A 22,817-nucleotide genomic window follows, 5' to 3' on the forward strand; every position below is an offset into this window, starting at 1 on the left:
AGTGCACCCGTAACGTCCGAAATACGGGTTACCCGACCCGATTCTATCGACAGAGAAGGCACGCATGTCCCCTCAGCACAACCTCGTCCTGGTCACCGGCGCAACCGGCAAGCAGGGCGGCGCGACCGCCCGCCGACTGCTGGCCGACGGCACAGCCGTCCGGATACTGGTCCGCGACCCGAATACGCCTGCGGCCCAAGCATTGGCCGCCGCGGGCGCGGAAGTCGCCGTCGGCGACTTCGACACACCCAACAGCCTCCCCGCCGCATTCGCCGGAGCCACCGCACTTTTCGCGGTGCCACCCGCCACCTACGGCGCGCAAGGCTGGGACGCCGACCTGGAAGCCACCCGCGGCATCGCCCTCGTCACCGCCGCCCGCCGCGCAGGCGTCGAGCAGATCGTCTTCACCGGCATCGGCTCGCTGAGCGACGACACCTCATGGGGCGCAGACGGAAAGCAGCGCATCGAAGACGCCGTCGCGACCAGCGGCGCCCGATACACCCTGCTGCGCCCGGTTCGCTTCATGGAGAACTATCTGCTGCGCGGCATGCCGGTCGACGGCATCGTCGACGGCGTCCACCGCCACCTGTTCCCCGCCGACCGCCCGATGAAGATCATCGCCCTCGCCGACATCGCCGACATCGCGGCAATGGCGTTCGCGGACCCGGACCGATTCCACGGCCGCACACTCGAACTCGCGGGCGACGCCCTCACTCCCCCCGTGGCCGCCGCGGCGATCACCGAGGCCACTGGCCACCAGGTCCGCTACCAGGAACTCGACGAATCCGACGCCGCCGCACTCGGCGACGTGATCGCCCACACCTGGCGGCTGATGCGCGCCACCGGCGGCTGGCGCGCCGATATCGCCACCGTCCGCGAAATCCATCCTGGCCTGCGCACTTTCGACACCTGGCTCGCCGAAACCGGTGCCGCCCAGATCAAGTCCCTCCTGGACAGCGACCGAGTCGGCGCGCGCTAGCTGGCGGCGCCCACCGGGGTCAGGTTCTCGCCGCGCATGCGCTGCGAGATCACCTGGGTGATGCCGTCGCCGCGCATGCTGACGCCGTAGAGCGCGTCGGCGATCTCCATGGTCGGCTTCTGGTGGGTGATGACGATCAGCTGGCTCTTCTCGCGCAACTGCTCGAACAGCCCGATCAGGCGGCGCAGGTTGGTGTCGTCGAGCGCCGCCTCGACCTCGTCCATCACGTAGAACGGGGACGGGCGGGCGCGGAAGATGGCCACCAGCAACGCCACTGCGGTGAGCGACTTCTCGCCGCCGGAGAGCAACGAAAGTCGCTTGACCTTCTTGCCCGGCGGCCGTGCCTCCACCTCGATGCCGGTGGTGAGCATGTCCGACGGGTCGGTGAGCAGCAGCCTGCCCTCGCCGCCGGGGAACAGTTTCGCGAACACGCCGACGAATTCGCGCTCGACGTCCTCCCACGCCTCGGTGAACACCTGCAGGATCCTGGCGTCCACCTCGGCGACCACCTCGAGCAGATCCTTGCGCGCACTCTTGACGTCTTCGAGCTGCGTGGACAGGAAGTTGTAGCGCTCCTCGAGCGCCGCGAACTCTTCCAGCGCAAGGGGATTGACCTTGCCGAGGGTGGCGAGATCCTTCTCGGCGCGTTTGGCGCGGCGTTCCTGGACGGTCCGGTCGAACGGCATCGGCGCGGGCGCGGTGACCTGTTCACCGCGCTCCTTGGCCTGCTCGTACTCCTGCCACTCCAGGTCCGACGGCGGCAGCGGCACGTCGGGGCCGTATTCGGCGATCAGGTCGTTGAGGGCGATGCCGAACTGCTCGGAGATGGTCGTCTCGAGCTGCTCGATGCGCAGTGCCGCTTGGGCTTTGGCCACCTCGTCGCGGTGCACCGCGTCGGTGAGCTGAGCCAGCTGGGCCGACAGCGCGCGCACTCGCTCCTTGATCTGCTCGACCTGACCGGCGACCTCACCGCGGCGGCGGACCAGATCGTCACGCCGCGTACCCGCCTCGGCCACCACCTTTTCCAGTTCCGCGGCGACCCTGGCGCCGGATTCGGCCACCGCCGCAGCCACTTCCGCCGCCTTCTTGCGGGAGGCCTGGGCGCGTTCGGCCCGCGCGCGGGTCTCGCGTTCGGCCCGCGCGGCCCTGCGCAACGAATCCGCCTTGCCGCGCACCGATTCCGCGCGTTCCTCGGCGGTGCGCACCGACAGGCGCGCCTCCACCTCCATCGACCGCGCCTCGGCCAGCGCGGCGGCGGCCTCCTCGCGTTCGCGGCCCGCGGTCTCGGTGCCCGCCGAGGTGCCGTCGGCGTCGATGTCGCTCTGTTCCATCTCGGAATTGCGCAGCCGGTCTTCGAGTTCGGCGAGCTCGGCCAGCGATTCCTCTCGGCTGGCCTCGATCTCGGCACGCTGAGCGTGCAGTCGCTCGTTGTCGGCCTGTGCGGTGCGGGCCGCGTGGCCGAGCCTGCCAAGCCGGTCGTAGATGGCGACCAGCGACTGGTCGGATTCGTGCAGCGCGAGCAGCGCCTGATCGACGGCGTCCTTGCGGTCCGTCTGTTCGGCGAGCGCGCCGGACAGTGCGGCCTCGAGCTCCTCGGCCCTGCGCTGCGCCGCAACGAGATCGGCCTTGGCCGTGTCGATATCGGCCTGGATCTCCAGCTGGCTCGGGGCGCGATCGGATCCGCCGAGCAGCCAACCGGTTCCGGTGAGGTCGCCGTCGCGGGTCACCACCCGCACATCGGGCCGCGCCGCCACCACCTGGCGGGCGGTGGCCAGGTCGTCGGCGACCGCGATACCCGCGGTCAACGCCATCATCGCGGCGCGCACGGTGTCGGGGCACTCCACCACATCGGACAACCAGCGGGCGGCACCCGGCAGCGGTCCGAGCTGCGGGCGGCCGTGCTCGGCGGCACCGAAGACCAGCGCGACCCGGCCACCGTCGGCGTCCTTCAACGCGCGCACCGCGGCGTGCGCCGACTCACCGGTGTCGGCGGCAACCGCGTCCGCGAGCGGGCCGAGCGCGGTGGCGACCGCGGCCTCGAAGCCGCCGTGCACCCGCAGCAGTCCGGACAGCGGCCCGAGCAGACCCTGCGACCGATGCTCGACCAGCCAGGCCGCACCGTCGCGACGGGCCAGGTTCATGCCGAGCGCTTCGATGCGCGCGGTCAGCGACGCGACCCTCTTGCTCGCCTCGCGATCCTGTTCCCGCAGTTCGGTCACGCGTTGATCGGCCAGTGCCAGTGCCTGCGTTGCGTGCTCGTGCTGTGCGTCGAGGCCTGCTTCGCCGGCATCCAGCTCGGTGAGTTCGGTCTGTACCGTGTCGAATTCGGCCTGCGCGGCGTCGCCGCGCTGCCTGGCGTCGGTGATCGCCGTGGTCAGCCGGGCGATCTCGGTGTCGACCGACTGGGCCTTGCTGCGCAGCGTGTCGACCTTGCCTGCGAGCCGGGCGACGCCCTCGCGCCGATCGGCGATCGCTCGCACGGCGGCGAGGTGCGCCTGCTCGGCGGCCTTGGCGGAATGTTCGCGTTCGGCCAGCGCGTCCCGGGCCGCCTCGAGTGTTTCGGTCGCGATCTCAACCGCCTCGCGCAGCTCGGCCTCTTCGGCCTCCACCCGCTCGGCCTCGGCCTCCAGCTGTTCCGGGTCACGCCCGCTGCTGACCGGGGTGTCGGTGTCGAGATGGCGGGCACGGTCCTGCGCGATCCTGATGGTCGCGTTCACCCGCTCGGCCAGCGCGGAGAGCTGGAACCAGATCTGCGCGGCGGCATCGGCGCTCGGCGTCAGCCGGGACAGCTGGAATTCCTGCTGTGCCAGTGCGGCATTGGCGGCGTCCAGCTCGCTCTGCACGGTGATGTGCTGTTCGCGCGCGTAGGCTTCCTTGCTCTGCTGGCTCTCCAACTCCCCGCGCCGGGTCACCAGGTCGTCGGCGGCCAGGCGCAGCCGCGCGTCGCGCAGGTCGGCCTGCACGGTCTGGGCACGACGGGCCACCTCGGCCTGCCTGCCGAGCGGCTTGAGCTGGCGGCGTAGCTCGGTGGTGAGGTCGGTGAGCCGAGCCAGGTTGGCCTGCATGGCGTCCAGCTTGCGGACCGCCTTCTCCTTGCGCTTGCGATGCTTGAGCACGCCTGCGGCCTCTTCGATGAACGCGCGCCGATCCTCCGGGCGCGATTCCAGAATGGCCGAGAGCTGGCCCTGCCCGACGATGACGTGCATCTCGCGACCGATGCCGGAGTCGCTGAGCAACTCCTGCACGTCCATCAGGCGGCACGAGCTGCCGTTGATCTCGTATTCGCCTGCACCGTCGCGGAACATCCGCCGGGTGATGGACACCTCGGCGTAGTCGATCGGCAGCGCGCCGTCGGAGTTGTCGATGGTGAGGGTGACCTCGGCGCGCCCGAGTGGGGCTCGGCCCGCGGTGCCTGCGAAGATCACGTCCTGCATCTTGCCGCCGCGCAACGCCTTCGCGCCTTGCTCGCCCATCACCCAGGTGAGGGCGTCGACCACGTTGGATTTGCCGGATCCGTTCGGACCGACCACACAGGTGATGCCCGGCTCCAACCGCAGTGTCGTCGCGGACGCGAAGGACTTGAAGCCCTTCAACGTCAGGCTCTTGAGATGCAAGTCGACGACCTTTCCGTGTCCAATTCGCGGCCTTCGCCGTCCCTCCGTGGTGACGCAAGCTGCCGCGTCCGGGCCGAACGCTCAGTCCGTGGTGCCCAATTCGCGGCCTTCGCCAGGATGCCCTACCGGCCCCTGTGGTTGTCACGTGCACTGCTGCGCCGAGCCCATCGCCCGCGCCGCCATGTTCTGCCTGGTCAGCAGACGCGGCGACCAGTCATGGTATCCGTCTGATGCCGAATACCCCGGACGCGGGACAGCCAACGCGGCCGAGAAGCGGTTCGGCGATACCCGTAGGTTATCGAGTTATCCCCCGATATCGCGTATTTCGATGTGCCCGGAGTTTGCCGGACGTGTCCTTCCCCAGTGTCCACCTTCCCCGATCTGGTGGTGTGACGACGCGCCAGCGGCCTGCGGGCCGGTAGCGTGACCGCCCGTCGCGAGGCGGCCCAGGTGAAGAACTCGGGCATCTTCATCAACCTCAGCGCAACCTTTACGCCAACAGCCGGACCAACTCGCCGCACGCTCTGCCGCGGGGCGACGCCGCCGCATACGATCCAGTCTGATCCGCCAGCGTCAATGTTTGGAGCGACCACACAGATGCCAGCCGCAGCCGGGACAAGCACGGCGTTCCGGCTTGCCCGCATCGCGGCGTTGGTGCTCGGTTGCTTGCTGTTTCTGTATGCGTGTGAGACGAGCAAGGGTTCGGTGCTCGCCGACAAGTGGGTGGAGGTGGCGCTGGCGGGTGGGCTGTTGGTCGCCGGGCTCGGCGCGGCCTGGTTCGAGATCAAGCTGCGCGACTTCCATGACGACGAGGATCTCGACGAGGTCGATGAGGAAGACGATCGGCACCACGATCGGCTGGCCGCCAGGATGAACCATCCGGCGGGCCGCGGTCGCCGTCCTGAAGTTCGCCGGGCGCGTGCGGATGTCGACGACGAGCCGCCGGTGGATCGGCACTCGTCCCGCAAGGATCGCGTCGGCCTCAGTGCGACGCATCGGGAGACCAGGCACGAAGGACTCACCGAAGCACGGACGGCGGCCGCACACACCCGTGGTGGTCACCGCAAGTCCAAGGACAGTGGCCGCGAAAGCCTCTGGCAGCGCCGCAAATCCACACCGGAGCACGACGACATCCGGGCCGAGCGCACCGAAACCGGGGAGTTCCTTGTCGAATCCGAGGGTTGGTCGGTGCGCGCCAAGATCACCCGCTCCGGCGATCTCATCTTCCACGGGCACGACTTGGGCGGCACCTATCGTCCGTATGAATGGATGTGGATCTTCCACCCCGATGCGTTCCCTGCGATCCGCGCCGCCCTCGGCGACGACGACGGCGATCTGCTGGTGTTGCTCGAAGAGGTTGTCCCCCAGCTGGATCGGCACGGCAGGCATGATCCGGGTGCCTGGCTGCGTGCGCACGGCATTCCGGCGACCTATCGGGAGAAGGGTGTCAGCGCCACCCAGGACACGCGCGAACTGCCGCTGCTGCATCCCGGTCTGCCGCGAAGAACACCGAGCCGCGCCGACTCGATACCTCGGCCGACGCACCGAAACGACCCGTGGCCCAACCGTTCTGGATACGAGGATGCCGCTCCGGCGCCCCGCAGACGCGCGGTGGCCGAGGATCCAGCGCCCGAGCACCCGCAGTATGCGGAGCCTGAACCTCGATGGATAGCAAGGCAAGACCCTGCCGAGCGCCCACGCTCCAGACCTGAGCAAGCACAGCGACCCCGGTACGCAGAGCCGGAGCGCGGCAGGTCACGCTACGACGGCCCGGCCCCCTCCGATGCCGACCCGGATGACCACTCGCACTACCCGAAGCCTCGCTGGTCGCGCCACGAGGAGGCGGAAGCGGCAGGATACGAACACCTTTCGCCGCAGCAGCGCCCCCGACAGTCACGCTACGAGCAACCCACGCCGAACCGGCTTCCGGCACCACCCGTGCATCGTGGTGAATCCTCGTGGCAGCCAGACGAATACGCCGCACCGTGGCCGACCAGACAATCCGACTACAACGACCCGCCGCCCGCCCGCCGCCATCGATCGAGTCCCCCGCCGAGCGCTGCGGACTCCGGGCGACCCGCACCATCACACCGCGCGGCCCCACCCTGGCCGTAGCGGTCCAGGCCAGGACATCGCAGGCCGGCCAAGCATGCTCAGCGCAGCGGGCTTGCGCAGCGGCCGGATTCCCAGCCGGTCAGCATCCGGAAGACGAGCACCGCGCCCCACGGTCCGATCACCCAGATCGGCCACGGGTAGGTGAATTCGCCGACACTGAGCGAGATCGCACCCCAGATCGCCAGCACGAGCAGGCTGACGCCGAGCCAGCTGGTGCCTTCGATCTTCTGCCAGATCGGGATGCGGGCGGCCGAAGCCTTTTGTCCGGCAGGTTCTTTCGACAGTTTGGGCAGGTCCGTCAGGACCAGCTGCAGATCGTCCTTGGTGGTGGTCTTGTACACCTGCGCGGTGCGCTCGTCGTATTCGGCGAGGTCGATGCGCCCGTCCTCCAGATGCCTGGCGAGCAGTCGCACCACCTTGTCGCGTTCGGCGTTCGAGGCGCGGGTCCCGGTCGAGATGTCCATGTCACGTCCTTTGCGAGGTTCCACCCTCCACAGTGGAATATGTATCCATAGTGAACACTCCACAGTGGAATGTCAACCCTCCGCTCGGCGGCATCCGGCCCCGGCGGTGGTGCCGGGATGGCGAGCGCGGCAGGATAGACAGGTGCTCAACTCGCGGGCGCCAGGGTCCGCGTCGACGAAATCGCTTAGGAGGCACAGGTGTCGGAAACCGTGCGCGGCGTCATCGCCCGCAGCAAAGGCGCGCCGGTCGAGATCGTCGACGTGGTGATCCCCGACCCGGGCCCACACGACGTGGTCGTCCGGATTCAAGCCTGCGGCGTCTGCCACACCGACCTGCACTACCGCGAAGGCGGCATCAACGACGAGTTCCCCTTCCTGCTCGGCCACGAGGCCGCAGGCATCGTGGAAACCGTCGGCGCGGCCGTCACACACGTCGAAGCGGGCGACTTCGTCATCCTCAACTGGCGTGCCGTCTGTGGCGAATGCCGGGCCTGCAAGCGCGGCCGCCCCTGGTACTGCTTCGCCAGCAACAACGCGAGCAAGAAGATGACGCTCACCGACGGCACCGAGCTGAGCCCGGCGCTCGGCATCGGCGCCTTCGTCGACAAGACGCTCGTGCACGAAGGCCAGTGCACCAAGGTCGATCCCGCCGCCGACCCCGCGGTCGCCGGGCTGCTCGGCTGCGGCGTGATGGCAGGCCTTGGCGCCGCGGTGAATACCGGCAACGTCTCCCGCGGCGACACCGTCGCCGTCCTCGGCTGCGGCGGCGTCGGCGACGCCGCCATCGCAGGCGCCGTGCTGGCCGGTGCGAAAACCATCATCGCGGTCGACCGTGACGCCCGGAAACTCGACTGGGCCACCGACTTCGGCGCCACGCACACCATCGATGCGAGCACCGAGGACGTGGTCGAGAAGATCCAGGAGTACACCGACGGCTTCGGCGCCGACGTGGTGATCGAGGCGGTCGGCCGCCCGGAAACCTGGAAGCAGGCGTTCTACGGCCGCGATCTGGCAGGCACCGTGGTCCTCGTCGGCGTTCCGACGCCGGACATGACCATCGAGATGCCGCTGATCGACCTGTTCTCCCGCGGTGGCGCGCTCAAGTCCTCCTGGTACGGCGACTGTCTGCCCGAACGCGACTTCCCGACCATGGTCAACCTGCACCTGCAGGGGCGGCTGCCGCTGGAACGCTTTGTCACCGAACGGATTTCCCTCGATCAGGTGGAAGACTCGTTCACCGCCATGCACGCGGGCGACGTGCTCCGCTCGGTGGTGGTCTGGTGAGCGCGCGCATCGACCGCGTCGTCACCTCCGGCACCTTCTCCCTCGACGGCGGCACCTGGGACGTCGACAACAACGTCTGGTTGATCGGCGACGACCACGAGGTCCTCGTCATCGACGCCGCCCACGATGCGGACACGATCGCCGCCGCCGTCGGCACCAGGACGGTCACCGCCATCCTCTGCACCCACGGCCACAACGACCATGTCACCGTCGCACCGGAATTGAGCAAGCGGCTCGACGCCCCGATCCTGCTGCACCCCGGCGACGACCCGCTGTGGCGGATGACCCACCCGGACACGCCTTACCGATCGCTGGCAGACATCGACCGAATCACCGTGGCAGGCACCGACATCGACATCCTGCACACTCCAGGCCACTCCCCCGGCTCGGTCTCCCTCCACCTCCCCGAAGTCGCCGCCCTCTTCACCGGCGACACGCTCTTCGCAGGAGGCCCCGGCGCCACCGGCCGCTCCTACTCCGACTTCGACACCATCATCGACTCGATCCGAGAACGGCTCCTCACCCTGCCGGAGGAGACCACGGTCCACACCGGCCACGGCGACACCACCACCATCGCCGCCGAAAAGCCCGCCCTCGCCGACTGGATCGCTCGCGGCCACTGACCGCGATCCGGCAATCACCCAACGCGCAGTTGCTCGTCGCCGAAGTCGGCGACGAGCTTCAGCACCCCACCGAGAGCAGATACGTCCCGGTCCAACACCTCTCGGGTGGTCTGACCGGTTGCCCCCGAGCACAACGACGATGGCTGCGAATTTCCGTTGCGGGGCTGGGTGGTGCCGTTGCTAGAGTGGCGATCGTGAATTCGCCGGAGGCTTCCAGACGCTAGCCACCTGTCTGCGTGACCAGGTGGCGTGTGCAGTGCGCCGTGGTGCGGCGCTGTCTCCACGTTCTTTGCCGTGCGCGAATTGATGTGCGGCCCCTGGTCATTCGACCGTGCCCACCCCGTGTGGGGCGAGATCTGTTGTGCTGCCTGTCCTTTGTGACTACCTCCCAAGGACTGGCGGCTCGGTGTCGAACCAGAGTCTTGGAGCCTTGCTGTGCCAATTGTTGTTTTCGTCCTGGGTGTTGCCGTATTCGCCCAGGGCACCTCGGAATTCATGTTGTCCGGATTGCTCGAACCCGTCGCCGCAGCCACGGGTGTTTCGCTCGGCGCGGCGGGGTTGCTTACCTCGCTGTTCGCCGTGGGCATGATCGTCGGAGCCCCGCTGATGGCGATGACGGCGGGCCGATGGCCGGTGCGGAACGCGCTGGCAGGGTTTCTGTCGCTGTTCCTTACCGCGCACGTAATCGGCGCGCTCACTACAACATTCGCCGTGCTGCTGCTGACAAGGGTGGTCGCGGCAGTCGCCAACGCGGGCTTCCTGGCCGTCACGTTGGCCGCGCTAGCCGGGCTTGTCGGCCCGCACCGAGTCGGTCGCGCGACCTCGGTCATCCTGTCCGGCATCACACTGGCCTGCATCGTCGGCGTCCCCGCCGGCGCCTTCCTCGGTCGAGCTCTGGGTTGGCAGGCCGCATTCTGGGCGATTGTCTTCGTCGGTGCACCGGCGCTGGTCGCGACCTGGCTGCTCGTACGGACTCCGGTCGACCATGCCGCCCTGGTCGACCAGGGCGCGGAGTCCGGCGGCTCGATACGACGGGAATGGCGCACGCTCGGCAACCCACATGTGCGCGCGATACTGATCCTGGGAGCACTGGTGAACGCCGCAACCTTCGCCGCGTTCACCTACCTCGGCGTCCTGACCACCAGCGCCGGAGCAGGCACCGGGTGGGTGCCAGTTGTGTTGGCACTGTTCGGCATCGGCTCCTTCGCCGGTGTCACGCTCAGCGGTCGCTACGCCGACCGGCACGCACAACGAATAGTCCAGCTCGGCACGGTAACCCTGCTCGCAGCCTGGAGCACGACAGCCTTACTCGCAGACTCACTCCCCGGCCTGCTGGTACTGGCAACGATAGGCGGCGCGCTGTCCTTCGCCGTCGGCGCCACCCTGATCGGCCTGGCAGTCCGCGCCGCAACCCCGACCGCACCACGCCTCAGCGGCGCCTTCGCCACCGCAGCGTTCAACCTCGGCGCCGCCGCAGGCCCGGCACTGGCCGGTCTCACCATCACCGCGACCGGAACCCCAACGGCCGCACTATGGATCAGCGCCGCACTCGCCGCCGCGGCCACCGCCACCGCGCTCCTCCACCCCAAGTCCCACCCCAGCACCCGCTAGCTCGTCGACGAGTGGCACATGGCTGCGCCGTTCACCGAGAGACCCTCTCGGTGGTGTGCCACTCGTCGGTCAGAGGATGGCGAAGGCGACGACGAGGCCCAGGGCGAAGTGGGCGGCGGCCACCACCAGGACCTCGGTGGTGTAGGTGTCGGAGTGCAAGGCGGCACCGATGTCGATGCCAAGCGCCTTTTCGATCACACGGACCGAAACGACCTGGGCGATGATGCCGACCAGGCCGTAGATCAGGGCGGCAATGAGGCCCTCGGAGAGCTTGCCGCCGCTACCGACCGCGAAGATGGCCAGCACCACGATGAAGGCCATGCTGATCATGCCCGCAGCGGTGACGATGATGGCGTTGGGATTGCCGGCGACCACCATCGCGCGCAGCTTGCCCGGCGTAGTCAGGTCGATGGCGTAGAAGCCGACGAGCATCAGCACCAGGCCGATGAGGGCGTAGAGGATGATCGCTCCCACGCCCTCGCCGAGCGAGCTCCAGTACCCCGATTCGAGGGCATAAGTGGTCATCGCGATCCTTCCGAAAGGGATTGGGTGGCTTGGGGTTACGAGGTGACGATGCGGTGCGGGACGAACGCGGAGCCGTCGTCGGTGATGAGTCCGGCGGTCTCTCTGATGCCTAGGCCCGCCGCGGTGTCGCCGACGATCCACGCCCCGAGCACGGGACGCATATCGTCGAATTCCGGTAGCGGGTCCAGCAATTGGTAGACGTACCCTTCTTCGCCGTAGACACCGCCGGTGGCGGTCTCCAGGCCTGCGCCGACGATGGTCATGTTGGCGCCTTCGCGACCGAGCTTGGGCTTGCGGATGTACTCGGTGAGCTCGTTGGGTTGATCGAGGTAGGCGGGCAACAAGTTCGGATGCCCCGGATACATCTCCCACAGCACCGCGAGGATCGCCTTGTTGCTGAGCAGCGTCTTCCAAAGCGGTTCGATCCACATGGTCTGCGGCAGGCTTTCGACGACGCGCTTGCCGAAGTCGTCGTCGAGCGCCCACTCCCACGGGTAGAGCTTGAAGATCGCTTCGATCGGCGCCTCCGCCAAATCGACGAATCGCTCCAGCTCCGTGTCGAATCCGACTTCTTCGATCGGCAGCGCAATGGTGTCGAATCCGGCCTCGGCGGCGGTCTCCTGCATGTAGGCGGTGGTGACGTTGTCTTCGCCGCTGCCGTCGGCGCCGGACCAGGTGAAGTGCAGCTGCGCGGTCGGCAGCGTGTCGCGCAGCTCGGTCCAGCGCTCGACCAGCTTCTCGTGCACCGAGTTCCACTGGTCGCCGCCGGGGTACTGCGCGGTCAGCCAGTGCCACTGCACGATCGCGGCCTCGAGCAGCGATGTCGGCGTATCGGCGTTGTACTCCAGCAGTTTCGCGGGCCTGCGCGCGTCGTAGCGCAGGTCGAATCGCCCGTACACGTGTGGGTCGCTGCGCCGCCAGGATTCGGTGATCGGCGCCCACGTCCATTCGGGCAGCCCGAAATCCTTGAACCGTTCGGTGAGCACGATCTGCTCGACCGCGTTCAGGCACATCGAATGCAGCAGCTCGACATCGGCTTCCAGCGCGAGGATCTCCGACATCTCGAACTCGTAGTGCACCGACTCGTCCCAGTACGGCCGCGGTTGTCCGCTGGCGTCGCGCCCCGGAGAACCGTAGACCAGGCCTTGTCCTTCGGTGATCGCCTGCCAGTCCGGTCGCGGCGTGCTGCGCACCCGCCGCATTACGACCCGCTCCCGGTGCTCTTGCTGCCGAGTCCGCCGCGCTGCACGGTGGTGCCGCTTTTGGTTTTGATATCGGCGCTCTTGGGTTTCACCGTGGTGCCGCCAGTCGGCGGCTTGCCGATGGTCGGCGTGCCGCCGTAGTAGTAGCGGTACTGCGGTCCGCCGCCGAGGAAGATCAGTCCTGGGCTGCCGTGACCGTAGCTGCTGTCGTCGACGAAACCGGGACGCCCTGTGCCGCAATAGTTGTCGTCGACCACGAGCTCTTGGCCGTTCTCGACCTTCACACAGGACGCGGTGACCTGATCCGGCGCGGTGAGCGCGCGATAGGCGAGGTAACCGCCGCCGACCAGCCCGGCGACGCCGACGATCGCGACACCGCCGATCATCACTCGCTTGCGGGTGCGCTTCTTGGCCTCGCCCGCCGCGACGGCGGCGCGCTGCGCTTCTGCGGCCCGCTTGCGCGCTTTGTCCCTGGCGCGCGCCTCGGCGACCGTCGGAGGGCGCGGCTGGGTGACGCCTGCTTCCTGGCGCTGCATGCTGCCCTGGCGGGACGCGGGCTCGGTGGGAAACGGCGGAGGGCCGGGAGTCGGTGTGCCTGGCGTGTTTTCGGGGGCGCCCGCCGACGCGGGCGGCATCGGCTCGGGCGTCGGTTCGGTCCCGGAATGCTCGTCACCAGGATTGTTCGTGCTCAATGTTGAGTCCTCGCCGTATCCCGACCCACCATTACCGCTCCTCGAATCCGGTCATTTCGCCGCGCGCGGGCTCCCAGCTTTCCACAACAAGGGTCACCCGACCAGGAGTATCACCGGAACGCAGCAATTCGAGCAACCGTGCGCAGTCGTCCATCGGCCCCTCCGCGACAACGTGCACCCTGCCGTCGCGCGCGTTGGTCGCGTGCCCGGTCAGCGCGAGCTCCAACGCACGCGACCGCGTCCACCAGCGAAATCCCACACCCTGAACGCGGCCGTGCACCCACGCACTCAAACGGATCACATCGGTCGATTCACCCATCAGGACACTGTGACATGCGGGAGGTCCACCGCCGGTCGACTCCGGCGCGTCGCGCGCCTCACGCCTCCACGTCGAACGACAACGTCACCTTCGTGCCCGCCTGCAGCGTCCGGCCGACGGTGCAGGCCTTGTCGATGGCGCGCTGCACGGTGACGAGCAACCGCTCCCGCGCCTCTTCGTCCAGTTCGCTGAGGTCGAGCTCGAACCGCTCGTCGAGCTGCGGGTACACCTCGTTCTCCCGGTCCGCGTCGCCGGAGACCCGGATGGTCGCGTCGAAGGAGTCGCCGAGCTTGCGTGCCAGCGAGAAGTCGGCGCTCAACCCGGAGCAGCCTGCCAGCGCGATCTTCAACAGTTCGCCCGGGGTGAAAGCGCCGGGCACTCCCTGAGAGGCGATCAGCACCTCGGCGCCGCGCGAGCTGCGGCCGGTGTACGCCCGCGTCCCGGTGCGCTCGACCCAGAGCTCGGTCGGTGGGGATGTTGCGGGAGGGGAGGTCTGTTCAGCCATGGGTAAATCCTGCCATTCTCGTCGCGTTGAACTCACGCCTGCCAACGTGACGAAGGCCTCCGCACATTCCGTTCCACGACGCGATCCTCACCACTAATGGACGCGCGTCCAACCGCGGTCCGCCTTACTCCTGGAACCGGTACCCCATGCCCGCCTCGGTCAGCAGATGCTTGGGATGCGAAGGATCGTCCTCCAACTTCCGCCGCAGCTGCGCCAGATACACACGCAGGTAATGGGTTTCGGTCGCATACGACGGCCCCCACACCTCGCGCAGCAACTCCTTGCGCCCGACCAGTTTGCCGCGGTTGCGCACCAGCATCTCGAGCATGCCCCACTCGGTGGGCGTGAGATGCACCGTCTCGTCGTTCTTGGTCACCTTCTTGGCGGCGAGATCGACGGTGAACGACGAGGTCACCACCACCGGGTCGGACGCGTCGGCGTCGGAAGCGCCGCGTCGGACCGCGGCGCGCAGCCGAGCGAGCAGTTCGTCCATCCCGAACGGCTTGGTGACGTAGTCGTCGGCGCCCGCGTCGAGCGCCTCGACCTTGTCCGCCGAATCCGTGCGCGCCGACAGCACGATCACCGGCGCCGACGTCCAGCCGCGCAGGCCGGCCAGCACCTCGATCCCGTCGATATCTGGCAGGCCGAGGTCGAGGATCACCACGTCGGGATGCTTGTCGGCCGCGGCACGCAGCGCGGCGCCGCCGGTGCCCGCGGTGATCACCTCGTAGCCGCGGACCGACAGGTTGATCCGCAGCGCACGCACGATCTGCGGTTCGTCGTCGACCACCAGCACCTTGATCGCCGGGGCATCCTGCTTCTTGTCGGTCATCACGGCTTCCTGTGTGGTCCGGGGCTGCGGTGCTCCCGCTGTCGATGTACTCATCATCAGCTGCTCGCTTCGGTTTCGTCGGCAGGCAGGTCCACGATCATCGTCAATCCTCCACCCGGAGTCGGTTCGGCGTGCACGGTGCCGCCCATTGCCTCGACGAATCCGCGCACCACCGACAGGCCGAGCCCGACGCCGGTGGTGTTGTCGCGGTCGCCGAGCCGCTGGAACGGCTCGAACAGTTGCTCCTCCGACCCCGGCGGCACACCGGGACCGATATCCACCACTGCGATTGATACGCGGTCACCTTCGCGTTCAGCGGTGACCCGGACCGGCGTGTCGCGGGTGGCGTGCCGCAATGCGTTGTCGATCAGGTTGGCGACCACCCGTTCCAGCAGCCCGCTGTCCGCCCGCACCGAGACGTCGCCGACCTCGACCTTCACCCGATCCATGGCGGCACGCCGCAGGCCACGCGCGCCCATGCCGACGCTGACCAGCGCCCGGTGCACCACCTCGTCCATGTACACCCGCCGCAGCTGCGGTTTCACCACGCCGACGGCAAGACGGGAGGAGTCGAGCAGGTTGCCGACGAGCGCGGTCAGCTGATCCACCGATTCCTCGATGGTCTCCAGCAATTCGGCGGTGTCCTCGACGGAGAACTCGATCTCGTCGCTGCGCAGGCTGGACACCGCGGCCTTGGCGCCGGCCAGCGGGGTGCGCAGGTCGTGGCTCACCGCGGACAGCAGTGCGCGGCGCAGCCGGTCCGCCTCGAGCAGTGCGGCCGCAGCGCTGGCCTCTTCAGCGAGCCGGGATTGGCGCACGAGTCCGGCGGCCTGGTTGGCGACCGCGTTGAGCACCGGCCGGTCACCCGCGTCCAACGGCCGTCCGGCCAGCAACAGCCAACTCGACGCGTCGCCCGCCTCGATCGCGGTTTCGGCATCCGCCCCGCGCTGCGGCGGATCGATGCCGACCGCGGCGATCACCTCGTTGCCGCAGAGCATGCTGACCGCGCGCAATCCGTAGGTCTCGCGGACCTGCTCCAGCAGATTCGGTAGATCCGCGCCGTGCAACACCGCGCCTGCGAACATGGTCAACAGCTCGGCCTGCTGCGAGGCCCGCCGTGCCTGGCGAGTTTGCTTCGCGGCCACATCCACCAGCGCCGCCACCGCGAGCGCGACGAACAGCAGCACCACCACCGTGACGAAGCTGTCCGGCTCGGCGATGGTGAGGCTGTAGCGCGGGTCGGCGAAGAACCAGTTCAGCAGCAGACCCGACAGCAGCGCCGAAAAGGCCGCAGGGACAACGCCACCCAGCAACGCGACCGCGACGACGCCGATGAAGAACACCGCGCTGAGGCCACCGAGTTGCAGGTAGCCGTCCAAGAACGCCGCGCTGATCCCGCACACCGCCATCGGCACCAATACCGCCGCGAGCCAAGCACGGATCGGCTGCCGCGGCATCAGCGACCGCCGCGCACCACGATGGGCTTCCTCGTGCGTGACCATGTGCACGTCGATCTTGCCCGACTGTTGCACCACCGTCGCGCCGATGCCCTCGTCGAACATGCGCGCCCAGCGCGAACGCCGGGAGGTGCCGAGCACCAGCTGAGTGGCGTTCACCTCACGCGCGAATTCCAGCAGCGCGGTGGGCACGTTGTCGCCGGTGATCGTGTGCAGCGAGGCATCGAGGCTGCCTGCGAGTTCGCGCAGCCGGTTGAGTCGTTCGGTGGAGACACCGGCCAGCCCGTCGCCCCGAACAACATGCACGAGAACGAGTTCGGCGCTCGCCTTGGTCGCGATGCGGCTGGCGCGGCGGACAACGGTCTCCGATTCCGGGCCACCGGTCACCGCGACCACCACGCGCTCGCGAGCTTCCCACAGCTCGGTGATCCGATGGTCGGCCCGATACTTCGCCAGCGCCGCGTCGACCTGATCGGCCAGCCACAGCAACGCCAATTCCCGCAATGCGGTGAGGTTTCCGGGACGGAAGTAGTTGCGCAGCGCGGCGTCGACCTTGTCGGCCGCGTACACGTTGCCGTGGGACAGCCTGCGGCGCAACGCTTCCGGGGTGATATCGACGAGCTCGACCTGATCGGCGCCGCGCACCACCGCGTCCGGAACGGTCTCCTTCTGCTGGATGCCGGTGATCTGCTCGACCACATCGTTGAGGCTCTCGAGGTGCTGCACGTTCACCGTCGAGACCACATCGATGCCCGCGTCGAGCAGCTCTTCGACGTCCTGCCAACGCTTTTCGTGCTTGCTACCGGGAATGTTGGTGTGCGCCAGTTCATCGACCAGGGCCACCGCGGGGGCACGGCGCAGCACCGCCTCCAGATCGAGTTCCGGCAGCATGGTGCCGCGATACTCGACCTGCTTCGGCGGGATCCGCTCGATCCCCTCCAGCAGCGCCGCCGTCTTCTCCCGACCGTGCGTTTCCACTACTGCAGCCACCACATCACGGCCGCGCTCCAGGCGCCGGTGTGCCTCGCCGAGCATGGCGAAGGTCTTGCCGACTCCCGGCGCGGCGCCGAGGTATATGCGTAGTTGACCGCGCTTCACGCGTCCATCATTGCGCGTCGTGACCCGAGAGCCAGGTACGCCGCGCTTACGTGCTGCGTCGGCTCGGCCTCCTGCCCTCCACACAAGGCCGTACCGACGTGCTGCGCCCGAACCTCAGGCATCCAGGCGCCCCGCTTCGGCGGCACGCCACTCGGGAGCCTGGTCCACTTCCATGACCACGCTCGACCCGTCCTGTGCACGACGATGCTCGCTCAACGCCCGCAGGATCAGCGCACAGCACACGAAACCCACGAGAAGGGCGACGGTGACAGCCGACATTGCGTTCCTCTCTCCATACACGCCAAAACAACCGGTTGCGCTGGAGTCGTCCGCCTGGCCGGCCCTCAACTACTACCCCCATATATGAAGATCAGCCGGATCTTTACGGTGTGTTGACGGTCTACCCGCACTCTTTGACGGCATCCTTTCAGCTACCCGAGCCAGGGGTGTAAACGAAGCGCAAAGGCAATGGTCGGACGCGCAAAGGAGTCGTAAGGGACCTCGGCTCGGCCCAAATCGGACGATTAACTCGCCCTGGTGCGCTCCGCGAGTGGAGTGCTGATGGAGGTTGTTGATTCATGTCTGTCGTGATTTTCACGGTGCTCACCGTGGCGATCTTCGCGCTGCTGGGCCTGATCCAGCGGGGGGTGGAAAAACTGTGACCGCGAACCTGATCGGCCTGGTGCTTGCCATCGCCGTCGCGGTCTTCATGGTTGCGGCGCTGCTTTTTCCCGAGAGGTTCTAGGTGAACACGACAACTGCGGGGATCGTCTTCATCGCATCCCTGATCATCGCGCTCGTCCTGGTGCATGTGCCGCTCGGCGACTACATGTTCCGGGTCTACAGCGCGACCAAACACTCGCGTGCCGAGCGCGTGATCTACAAGGCCATCGGCGTGCAACCGGAGGTCGAGCAGACCTGGGGCGTGTACGCCCGCAGTGTGCTCGCCTTCTCCGGCGTCAGCATTCTGTTCCTCTTCTTCTTCCAGTTGCTGCAAGGCAAGCTGCCGCTGCACCTGAACGACCCGGCGACCGAGATGACCCCGGCGCTGGCCTGGAACACCGCGGTCAGCTTCGTGACGAACACGAACTGGCAGAACTACTCCGGTGAATCCACCCAGGGGCATCTGGTACAGATGGCCGGGCTCGCGGTACAGAACTTCGTGTCCTCGGCCGTGGGTATCGCGGTGGCGATCGCGCTGGTGCGCGGCTTCGCCCGCAGGCACACCGGCGATCTCGGCAACTTCTGGGTGGACCTGGTGAGGGGTACCATCCGGATCCTGCTGCCGATCGCGTTCGTCTTCGCCATCGTGCTGGTCGCGGGTGGCGTCATCCAGAACTTCCACCTGCACGACCAGGTCGCGCAGACGCTGAACGGCACCCAGCAGACCATCACCGGCGGTCCGGTGGCCAGCCAAGAGGTCATCAAGGAGCTCGGCACCAACGGCGGTGGCTTCTACAACGCCAACTCGTCGCACCCGTTCGAGAACCCGACCACCTGGACCAACTGGATCGAGATCTTCCTGATCCTGGTGATCAGCTTCTCGCTGCCGCGCACCTTCGGGCGCATGGTGGGCAGCAAGAAGCAGGGCTACGCGATCGTCGCGGTCATGGGCACCATCGCGCTGGTCAGCACGGTGCTGCAGAACGTCTTTCAGCTCGCGCACCACGGCACGGTGCCGACCGCGATCGGCGCGTCGCTCGAAGGTGTCGAAACTCGTTTCGGCGTAGCCGATTCCGCGACCTTCGCGTCCGCGACCACGCTCACCTCGACCGGTGCGGTCGACTCGTTCCACGACTCCTACACCAGCCTCGGCGGCATGATGACGATGTTCAACATGCAGCTCGGCGAGGTGGCACCCGGCGGCACCGGCTCGGGTCTGTACGGCATGCTCATCCTCGCGGTGATCACCGTGTTCGTGGCAGGCCTGATGGTCGGGCGCACACCGGAATACCTCGGCAAGAAGATCACGCCGCGCGAAATCAAGCTCGCCGCATCCTATTTCCTGGTCAGCCCACTGATCGTGTTGGTGGGCACCGCGATTGCGATGGCCATGCCGGGGCAACGCGCGAGCATGCTGAACACCGGGCCGCACGGACTATCGGAAGTGCTGTACGCCTTCACTTCCGCGGCCAACAACAACGGCTCCGCGTTCGCAGGCCTGTCCGGCAACACCGAGTGGTACAACACCGCGCTCGGCCTCGCCATGGTCTTCGGCCGGTTCTTGCCGATCATCTTCGTGCTCGCGCTGGCCGGGTCGCTGGCCAAGCAGGGCACCACCCCCGAGTCGATCGGCACCCTGCCGACGCACCGGCCGCAGTTCGTCGGCATGGTCGTCGGTGTCACGGTGATCCTGGTCGCGCTCACCTTCCTGCCCGCACTCGCACTCGGGCCGCTCGCTGAAGGAATCCACTGAAATGACCACGCCTACTACTGAAGTCACCACCGTTCCCGACGAATTCAACGAGTCGAAGAAGCAGCTGGAGCAGCACTCCGGCCGGGTTCCGCGTGGCGCGCTCGATCCCAAGATGCTGCTGACGTCCCTGCCGGACGCCGTGCGCAAGCTCGATCCGCGCATCATGTGGCGCAACCCGGTGATGTTCATCGTCGAGATCGGCGCCGTCTGGTCCACGATCCTCGCGATCGCCGCCCCCACCTTCTTCGCCTGGGCCATCGTCGTCTGGCTGTGGCTCACCGTCATCTTCGCCAACCTCGCCGAAGCCGTCGCCGAAGGCCGCGGCAAGGCGCAGGCCGACACGCTGCGAAAAGCCAAGACCGACACCGTCGCCCGGCGGCTCGTGAACTGGTCGCCTGGCGCTCGGATCATCGAGGAAGGCGTCGCCGCCCCCGAACTGCAGCGCGGCGACCACGTCGTGGTCGAGGCAGGGCAGGTCATTCCCGGCGACGGCGATGTCGTGGAAGGCATTGCCTCCGTGGACGAGTCGGCCATCACCGGCGAATCCGCGCCGGTGATCCGGGAATCCGGCGGTGACCGCTCGGCGGTGACCGGTGGCACCACCGTGCTGTCGGACCGGATCGTCGTCCGGATCACCCAGGAACCGGGCAAGAGCTTCATCGACAAGATGATCGCCCTGGTCGAAGGCGCGAGCAGGCAGAAGACGCCCAATGAGATCGCGCTGAACATCCTGCTCGCCTCGCTCACCATCATCTTCGTGTTCGCGGTGGTCACCCTGCAGCCGCTGGCGATCTTCTCGAAGGCGAACAACCCTGGCGTGCCGAACACTTCGGCGTTGGACGACTACGGCATCACCGGGATCGTGATGGTCTCGCTGCTGGTGTGCCTGATCCCGACGACCATCGGCGCACTGCTGTCCGCCATCGGCATCGCGGGCATGGACCGGCTCGTCCAGCGCAACGTGCTCGCCATGTCCGGGCGTGCGGTCGAAGCAGCGGGCGACGTGAACACACTGCTGCTCGACAAGACCGGCACCATCACTCTCGGCAACCGGCAGGCCTCGGATTTCGTACCGATGCCCGGCATTTCGGCCGACGAGCTGGCGGACGCCGCGCAGCTGTCCAGCCTCGCCGACGAGACGCCGGAAGGCCGCTCCATCGTCGTCTACGCCAAGCAGGCATACAACAAGCGGGAGCGCACACCCGGCGAGCTGAAAGGCGCCACCTGGGTGGAATTCACCGCGCAGACCCGGATGTCGGGTGTCGACCTGTCCGACGGGCACCAGCTGCGCAAGGGCGCGGCCAGTGCGGTCATCGAATGGGTGCGCGCCCAGGGCGGCGTGGTGCCCACCGAGGTCGGCGTCACCGTGGACGGTGTCTCCGCCTCCGGCGGCACCCCGCTGGTCGTCGGCGAGGTCACGGACGGCACCGCGCGGCTGCTCGGCGTCATCCACCTCAAAGACGTTGTCAAGCAAGGCATGCGGGAGCGCTTCGACGAGATGCGCAGGATGGGCATCCGCACCGTCATGATCACCGGCGACAATCCGTTGACCGCCAAGGCGATTGCCGACGAGGCAGGCGTCGACGACTTCCTCGCCGAAGCGACGCCGGAAGACAAGCTGGCGCTCATCAAGAAGGAACAGGACGGCGGCAGGCTGGTCGCGATGACCGGTGACGGCACCAACGACGCACCCGCGCTCGCCCAAGCCGACGTCGGCGTCGCCATGAACACCGGCACCTCGGCGGCCAAAGAAGCAGGCAACATGGTCGATCTCGATTCGGATCCGACCAAGCTCATCGAGATCGTCGAGATCGGCAAACAGCTGCTCATCACCCGAGGAGCGCTGACCACCTTCTCCATCGCCAACGACATCGCCAAGTACTTCGCGATCCTGCCCGCGCTGTTCATCTCGCTGTTCCCCGGCCTCGACAAGCTCAACATCATGCGGCTGGCGAGCCCGCAGTCGGCGATCCTGTCCGCGGTCATCTTCAACGCGATCATCATCGTCGCGCTGATCCCGCTGTCGCTGCGCGGCGTGAACTACACGCCGAGCAACGCGTCGAAGTTGTTGAGCCGCAACCTGACGATCTACGGCCTCGGCGGCATCATCGCGCCGTTCATCGGCATCAAGCTCATCGACCTCGTCGTCCAACTCCTCCCCGGGATGTCCTGATATGCGTATCTCCTCGTGGATCCGGCAGCACCTTGCGGCGTTGCGCGCGCTGCTCGTGCTCACCGCGATCACCGGAATCCTTTACCCCCTCGCTGTTTTCGCGGTGGCACAGATCCCCGGCCTGCACGACAAGGCGGACGGGTCGCTGGTCAAGGTCGGTGACACCGTTGTCGGCTCCCGGCTGATCGGGCAGTCGTTCACCAGTGCCGACGGGAAGGCGTTGGTGCAGTACTTCCAGAGCCGTCCGTCGGCCGCGGGGTCAGCGGGCTACGACCCGACCGCTACGGCGGCGTCCAACCTCGGTCCTGAAAGCATTGTGGACACGTTGGACGCCGATCCGGCGAACGTGAAGCTCAGCCTGCTGTCCACCGTGTGCTCGCGGAGCAAAGAGGTCGGTGACCGTGAAGGGGTCGACGGCGCGCGCCCGTTCTGCACCGAAGACGGTGTGGGGGCGGTTCTCTCGGTGATCGGGCCGCGCGACGCCGACGGTCAGGTTTCGCATCCGACGCAGGTGGTGAGCGTCAACCAAGCGTGCCCTGCGGTGCCGTTCCTCGGTCATTACAAGGGTGTGCAGGTGCAGTGTGCGACTCCCGGCGAGGACTACTCGATGGGGCGGATCGTGCCGATCTTCGGCGATGCGTCGGTCGATACTCCGGTGCCTTCGGATGCTGTCACTGCCAGCGGTAGTGGGTTGGATCCACACATTTCCCCCAGGTACGCCGACATCCAGGTTGCGCGAATCGCTAAGGCGCGCACTATCACCGAGGATCAGGTCCGCCAGCTGGTGGCTGCGCACACCGACGGTCGGACGTTGGGGTTCCTCGGTGAGCCCCGGGTCAATGTTGTCGAGTTGAATCTCGATCTCGACCAGCGGTATCCGTTCCGCGGCTGATGAAACTGAACGAGGG

At 67.5% G+C, this 22,817-nt stretch carries 19 protein-coding genes; 9 read left to right on the forward strand and 10 right to left on the reverse strand.

The features are described from left to right. Positions 1–64: 64 nt before the first annotated feature. The gene (locus tag ACGFNJ_RS28600) at positions 65–979 is read left to right on the forward strand and encodes an NmrA family NAD(P)-binding protein (RefSeq protein WP_393454692.1); all 915 of its coding nucleotides are present in this window, start codon (positions 65–67) and stop codon (positions 977–979) included. Here the strand turns inward: ACGFNJ_RS28600 and smc are convergent. Then, on the reverse strand, positions 976–4,593 hold the full coding sequence (gene smc / locus ACGFNJ_RS28605) for a chromosome segregation protein SMC (RefSeq protein WP_393454695.1): 3,618 nt from the start codon (positions 4,591–4,593) through the stop codon (positions 976–978). The two genes, ACGFNJ_RS28600 and smc, sit on opposite strands and share 4 nt — an antisense overlap. A 597-nt stretch (positions 4,594–5,190) precedes the next feature. Here smc and ACGFNJ_RS28610 point away from each other — a divergent pair. Further along, complete coding sequence (locus ACGFNJ_RS28610; protein ID WP_393454698.1) at positions 5,191–6,708, forward strand: hypothetical protein; 1,518 nt, start codon at positions 5,191–5,193, stop codon at positions 6,706–6,708. 38 nt (positions 6,709–6,746) lie between these two features. Here ACGFNJ_RS28610 and ACGFNJ_RS28615 read toward each other — a convergent pair whose 3' ends face one another. Then, the gene (locus ACGFNJ_RS28615) at positions 6,747–7,172 is read right to left on the reverse strand and encodes a DUF1707 domain-containing protein (protein WP_393454701.1); all 426 of its coding nucleotides are present in this window, start codon (positions 7,170–7,172) and stop codon (positions 6,747–6,749) included. Positions 7,173–7,370: 198 nt separating this feature from the next. Here ACGFNJ_RS28615 and ACGFNJ_RS28620 point away from each other — a divergent pair, with 198 nt between their 5' ends. The 3 genes from ACGFNJ_RS28620 (at position 7,371) to ACGFNJ_RS28630 (ending at position 10,690) form a co-directional block, all read left to right on the forward strand. Then, positions 7,371–8,456 carry an S-(hydroxymethyl)mycothiol dehydrogenase gene (locus ACGFNJ_RS28620; protein WP_393454704.1) on the forward strand — a complete coding sequence of 362 codons (1,086 nt, stop codon included), beginning with the start codon at positions 7,371–7,373 and terminating at the stop codon, positions 8,454–8,456. Beyond that, positions 8,453–9,079 (forward strand): MBL fold metallo-hydrolase, encoded by a 627-nt coding sequence (locus ACGFNJ_RS28625; protein WP_393454707.1) that lies wholly within the window; start codon positions 8,453–8,455, stop codon positions 9,077–9,079. Before ACGFNJ_RS28620 ends, ACGFNJ_RS28625 begins: the two co-directional genes overlap by 4 nt. 435 nt (positions 9,080–9,514) lie before the next feature. Then, a complete protein-coding gene (locus tag ACGFNJ_RS28630) occupies positions 9,515–10,690 on the forward strand; it encodes a Cmx/CmrA family chloramphenicol efflux MFS transporter (protein WP_393454710.1) in 1,176 nt (391 codons plus the stop codon). 69 nt (positions 10,691–10,759) lie between these two features. Here the strand turns inward: ACGFNJ_RS28630 and ACGFNJ_RS28635 are convergent, their stop codons facing one another. The 8 genes from ACGFNJ_RS28635 to ACGFNJ_RS28670 all read right to left on the reverse strand — a co-directional run bounded on the left by ACGFNJ_RS28635 (position 10,760) and on the right by ACGFNJ_RS28670 (position 17,599). Continuing rightward, a complete protein-coding gene (locus tag ACGFNJ_RS28635; RefSeq protein WP_393454713.1) occupies positions 10,760–11,215 on the reverse strand; it encodes a DUF350 domain-containing protein in 456 nt (151 codons plus the stop codon). A 35-nt stretch (positions 11,216–11,250) separates the two neighbouring features. Then, positions 11,251–12,417, reverse strand: a complete 1,167-nt coding sequence (locus tag ACGFNJ_RS28640; RefSeq protein ID WP_393454716.1) for a glutathionylspermidine synthase family protein — start codon at positions 12,415–12,417, stop codon at positions 11,251–11,253. After that, positions 12,417–13,109, reverse strand: coding sequence for a hypothetical protein (locus ACGFNJ_RS28645; protein WP_393454719.1), 693 nt, complete (start codon positions 13,107–13,109; stop codon positions 12,417–12,419). Before ACGFNJ_RS28645 ends, ACGFNJ_RS28640 begins: the two co-directional genes overlap by 1 nt. A 31-nt stretch (positions 13,110–13,140) precedes the next feature. Beyond that, complete coding sequence (locus ACGFNJ_RS28650) at positions 13,141–13,428, reverse strand: acylphosphatase (protein ID WP_393454722.1); 288 nt, start codon at positions 13,426–13,428, stop codon at positions 13,141–13,143. A gap of 58 nt (positions 13,429–13,486) precedes the next feature. Beyond that, positions 13,487–13,933, reverse strand: coding sequence for an OsmC family protein (locus tag ACGFNJ_RS28655; RefSeq protein ID WP_393454725.1), 447 nt, complete (start codon positions 13,931–13,933; stop codon positions 13,487–13,489). Positions 13,934–14,057: 124 nt separating this feature from the next. Beyond that, positions 14,058–14,765, reverse strand: a complete 708-nt coding sequence (locus tag ACGFNJ_RS28660) for a response regulator (RefSeq protein ID WP_069161742.1) — start codon at positions 14,763–14,765, stop codon at positions 14,058–14,060. A 56-nt stretch (positions 14,766–14,821) separates the two neighbouring features. Then, positions 14,822–17,320, reverse strand: a complete 2,499-nt coding sequence (locus tag ACGFNJ_RS28665; RefSeq protein WP_393454728.1) for an ATP-binding protein — start codon at positions 17,318–17,320, stop codon at positions 14,822–14,824. Between the two features lie 114 nt (positions 17,321–17,434). Continuing rightward, complete coding sequence (locus ACGFNJ_RS28670; protein WP_393454731.1) at positions 17,435–17,599, reverse strand: hypothetical protein; 165 nt, start codon at positions 17,597–17,599, stop codon at positions 17,435–17,437. A 379-nt stretch (positions 17,600–17,978) separates the two neighbouring features. On the opposite strand from ACGFNJ_RS28670, the gene ACGFNJ_RS28675 reads away from it, so the two are divergent. The 4 genes from ACGFNJ_RS28675 (at position 17,979) to ACGFNJ_RS28690 (ending at position 22,801) form a co-directional block, all read left to right on the forward strand. Further along, positions 17,979–18,065 carry a potassium-transporting ATPase subunit F gene (locus tag ACGFNJ_RS28675; RefSeq protein WP_393455370.1) on the forward strand — a complete coding sequence of 29 codons (87 nt, stop codon included), beginning with the start codon at positions 17,979–17,981 and terminating at the stop codon, positions 18,063–18,065. Beyond that, positions 18,066–19,736, forward strand: coding sequence for a potassium-transporting ATPase subunit KdpA (kdpA, locus tag ACGFNJ_RS28680; RefSeq protein ID WP_393454734.1), 1,671 nt, complete (start codon positions 18,066–18,068; stop codon positions 19,734–19,736). Positions 19,737–19,848: 112 nt separating this feature from the next. Beyond that, positions 19,849–21,909 (forward strand): potassium-transporting ATPase subunit KdpB, encoded by a 2,061-nt coding sequence (gene kdpB / locus ACGFNJ_RS28685; protein ID WP_393455373.1) that lies wholly within the window; start codon positions 19,849–19,851, stop codon positions 21,907–21,909. Position 21,910: 1 nt separating this feature from the next. Next, on the forward strand, positions 21,911–22,801 hold the full coding sequence (locus ACGFNJ_RS28690; RefSeq protein WP_393454737.1) for a potassium-transporting ATPase subunit C: 891 nt from the start codon (positions 21,911–21,913) through the stop codon (positions 22,799–22,801). Positions 22,802–22,817: the final 16 nt, after the last annotated feature.

Source organism: Nocardia sp. NPDC049149, from assembly GCF_043197455.1.
Lineage (GTDB): Bacteria > Actinomycetota > Actinomycetes > Mycobacteriales > Mycobacteriaceae > Nocardia.

Excerpts from the sequence above, each read along its gene's own strand:
- ACGFNJ_RS28655 (WP_393454725.1), bottom strand. The coding sequence starts at position 13,933 with ATGGCTGAACAGACCTCCCCTCCCGCAACATCCCCACCGACCGAGCTC.
- kdpB (WP_393455373.1), top strand. The coding sequence starts at position 19,849 with ATGCTGCTGACGTCCCTGCCGGACGCCGTGCGCAAGCTCGATCCGCGC.
- ACGFNJ_RS28610 (WP_393454698.1), top strand. The coding sequence starts at position 5,191 with ATGCCAGCCGCAGCCGGGACAAGCACGGCGTTCCGGCTTGCCCGCATC.
- ACGFNJ_RS28635 (WP_393454713.1), bottom strand. The coding sequence starts at position 11,215 with ATGACCACTTATGCCCTCGAATCGGGGTACTGGAGCTCGCTCGGCGAG.
- ACGFNJ_RS28690 (WP_393454737.1), top strand. The coding sequence starts at position 21,911 with ATGCGTATCTCCTCGTGGATCCGGCAGCACCTTGCGGCGTTGCGCGCG.
- ACGFNJ_RS28600 (WP_393454692.1), top strand. The coding sequence starts at position 65 with ATGTCCCCTCAGCACAACCTCGTCCTGGTCACCGGCGCAACCGGCAAG.
- ACGFNJ_RS28640 (WP_393454716.1), bottom strand. The coding sequence starts at position 12,417 with ATGCGGCGGGTGCGCAGCACGCCGCGACCGGACTGGCAGGCGATCACC.
- ACGFNJ_RS28615 (WP_393454701.1), bottom strand. The coding sequence starts at position 7,172 with ATGGACATCTCGACCGGGACCCGCGCCTCGAACGCCGAACGCGACAAG.
- ACGFNJ_RS28660 (WP_069161742.1), bottom strand. The coding sequence starts at position 14,765 with ATGACCGACAAGAAGCAGGATGCCCCGGCGATCAAGGTGCTGGTGGTC.
- ACGFNJ_RS28650 (WP_393454722.1), bottom strand. The coding sequence starts at position 13,428 with ATGGGTGAATCGACCGATGTGATCCGTTTGAGTGCGTGGGTGCACGGC.
- ACGFNJ_RS28670 (WP_393454731.1), bottom strand. The coding sequence starts at position 17,599 with ATGTCGGCTGTCACCGTCGCCCTTCTCGTGGGTTTCGTGTGCTGTGCG.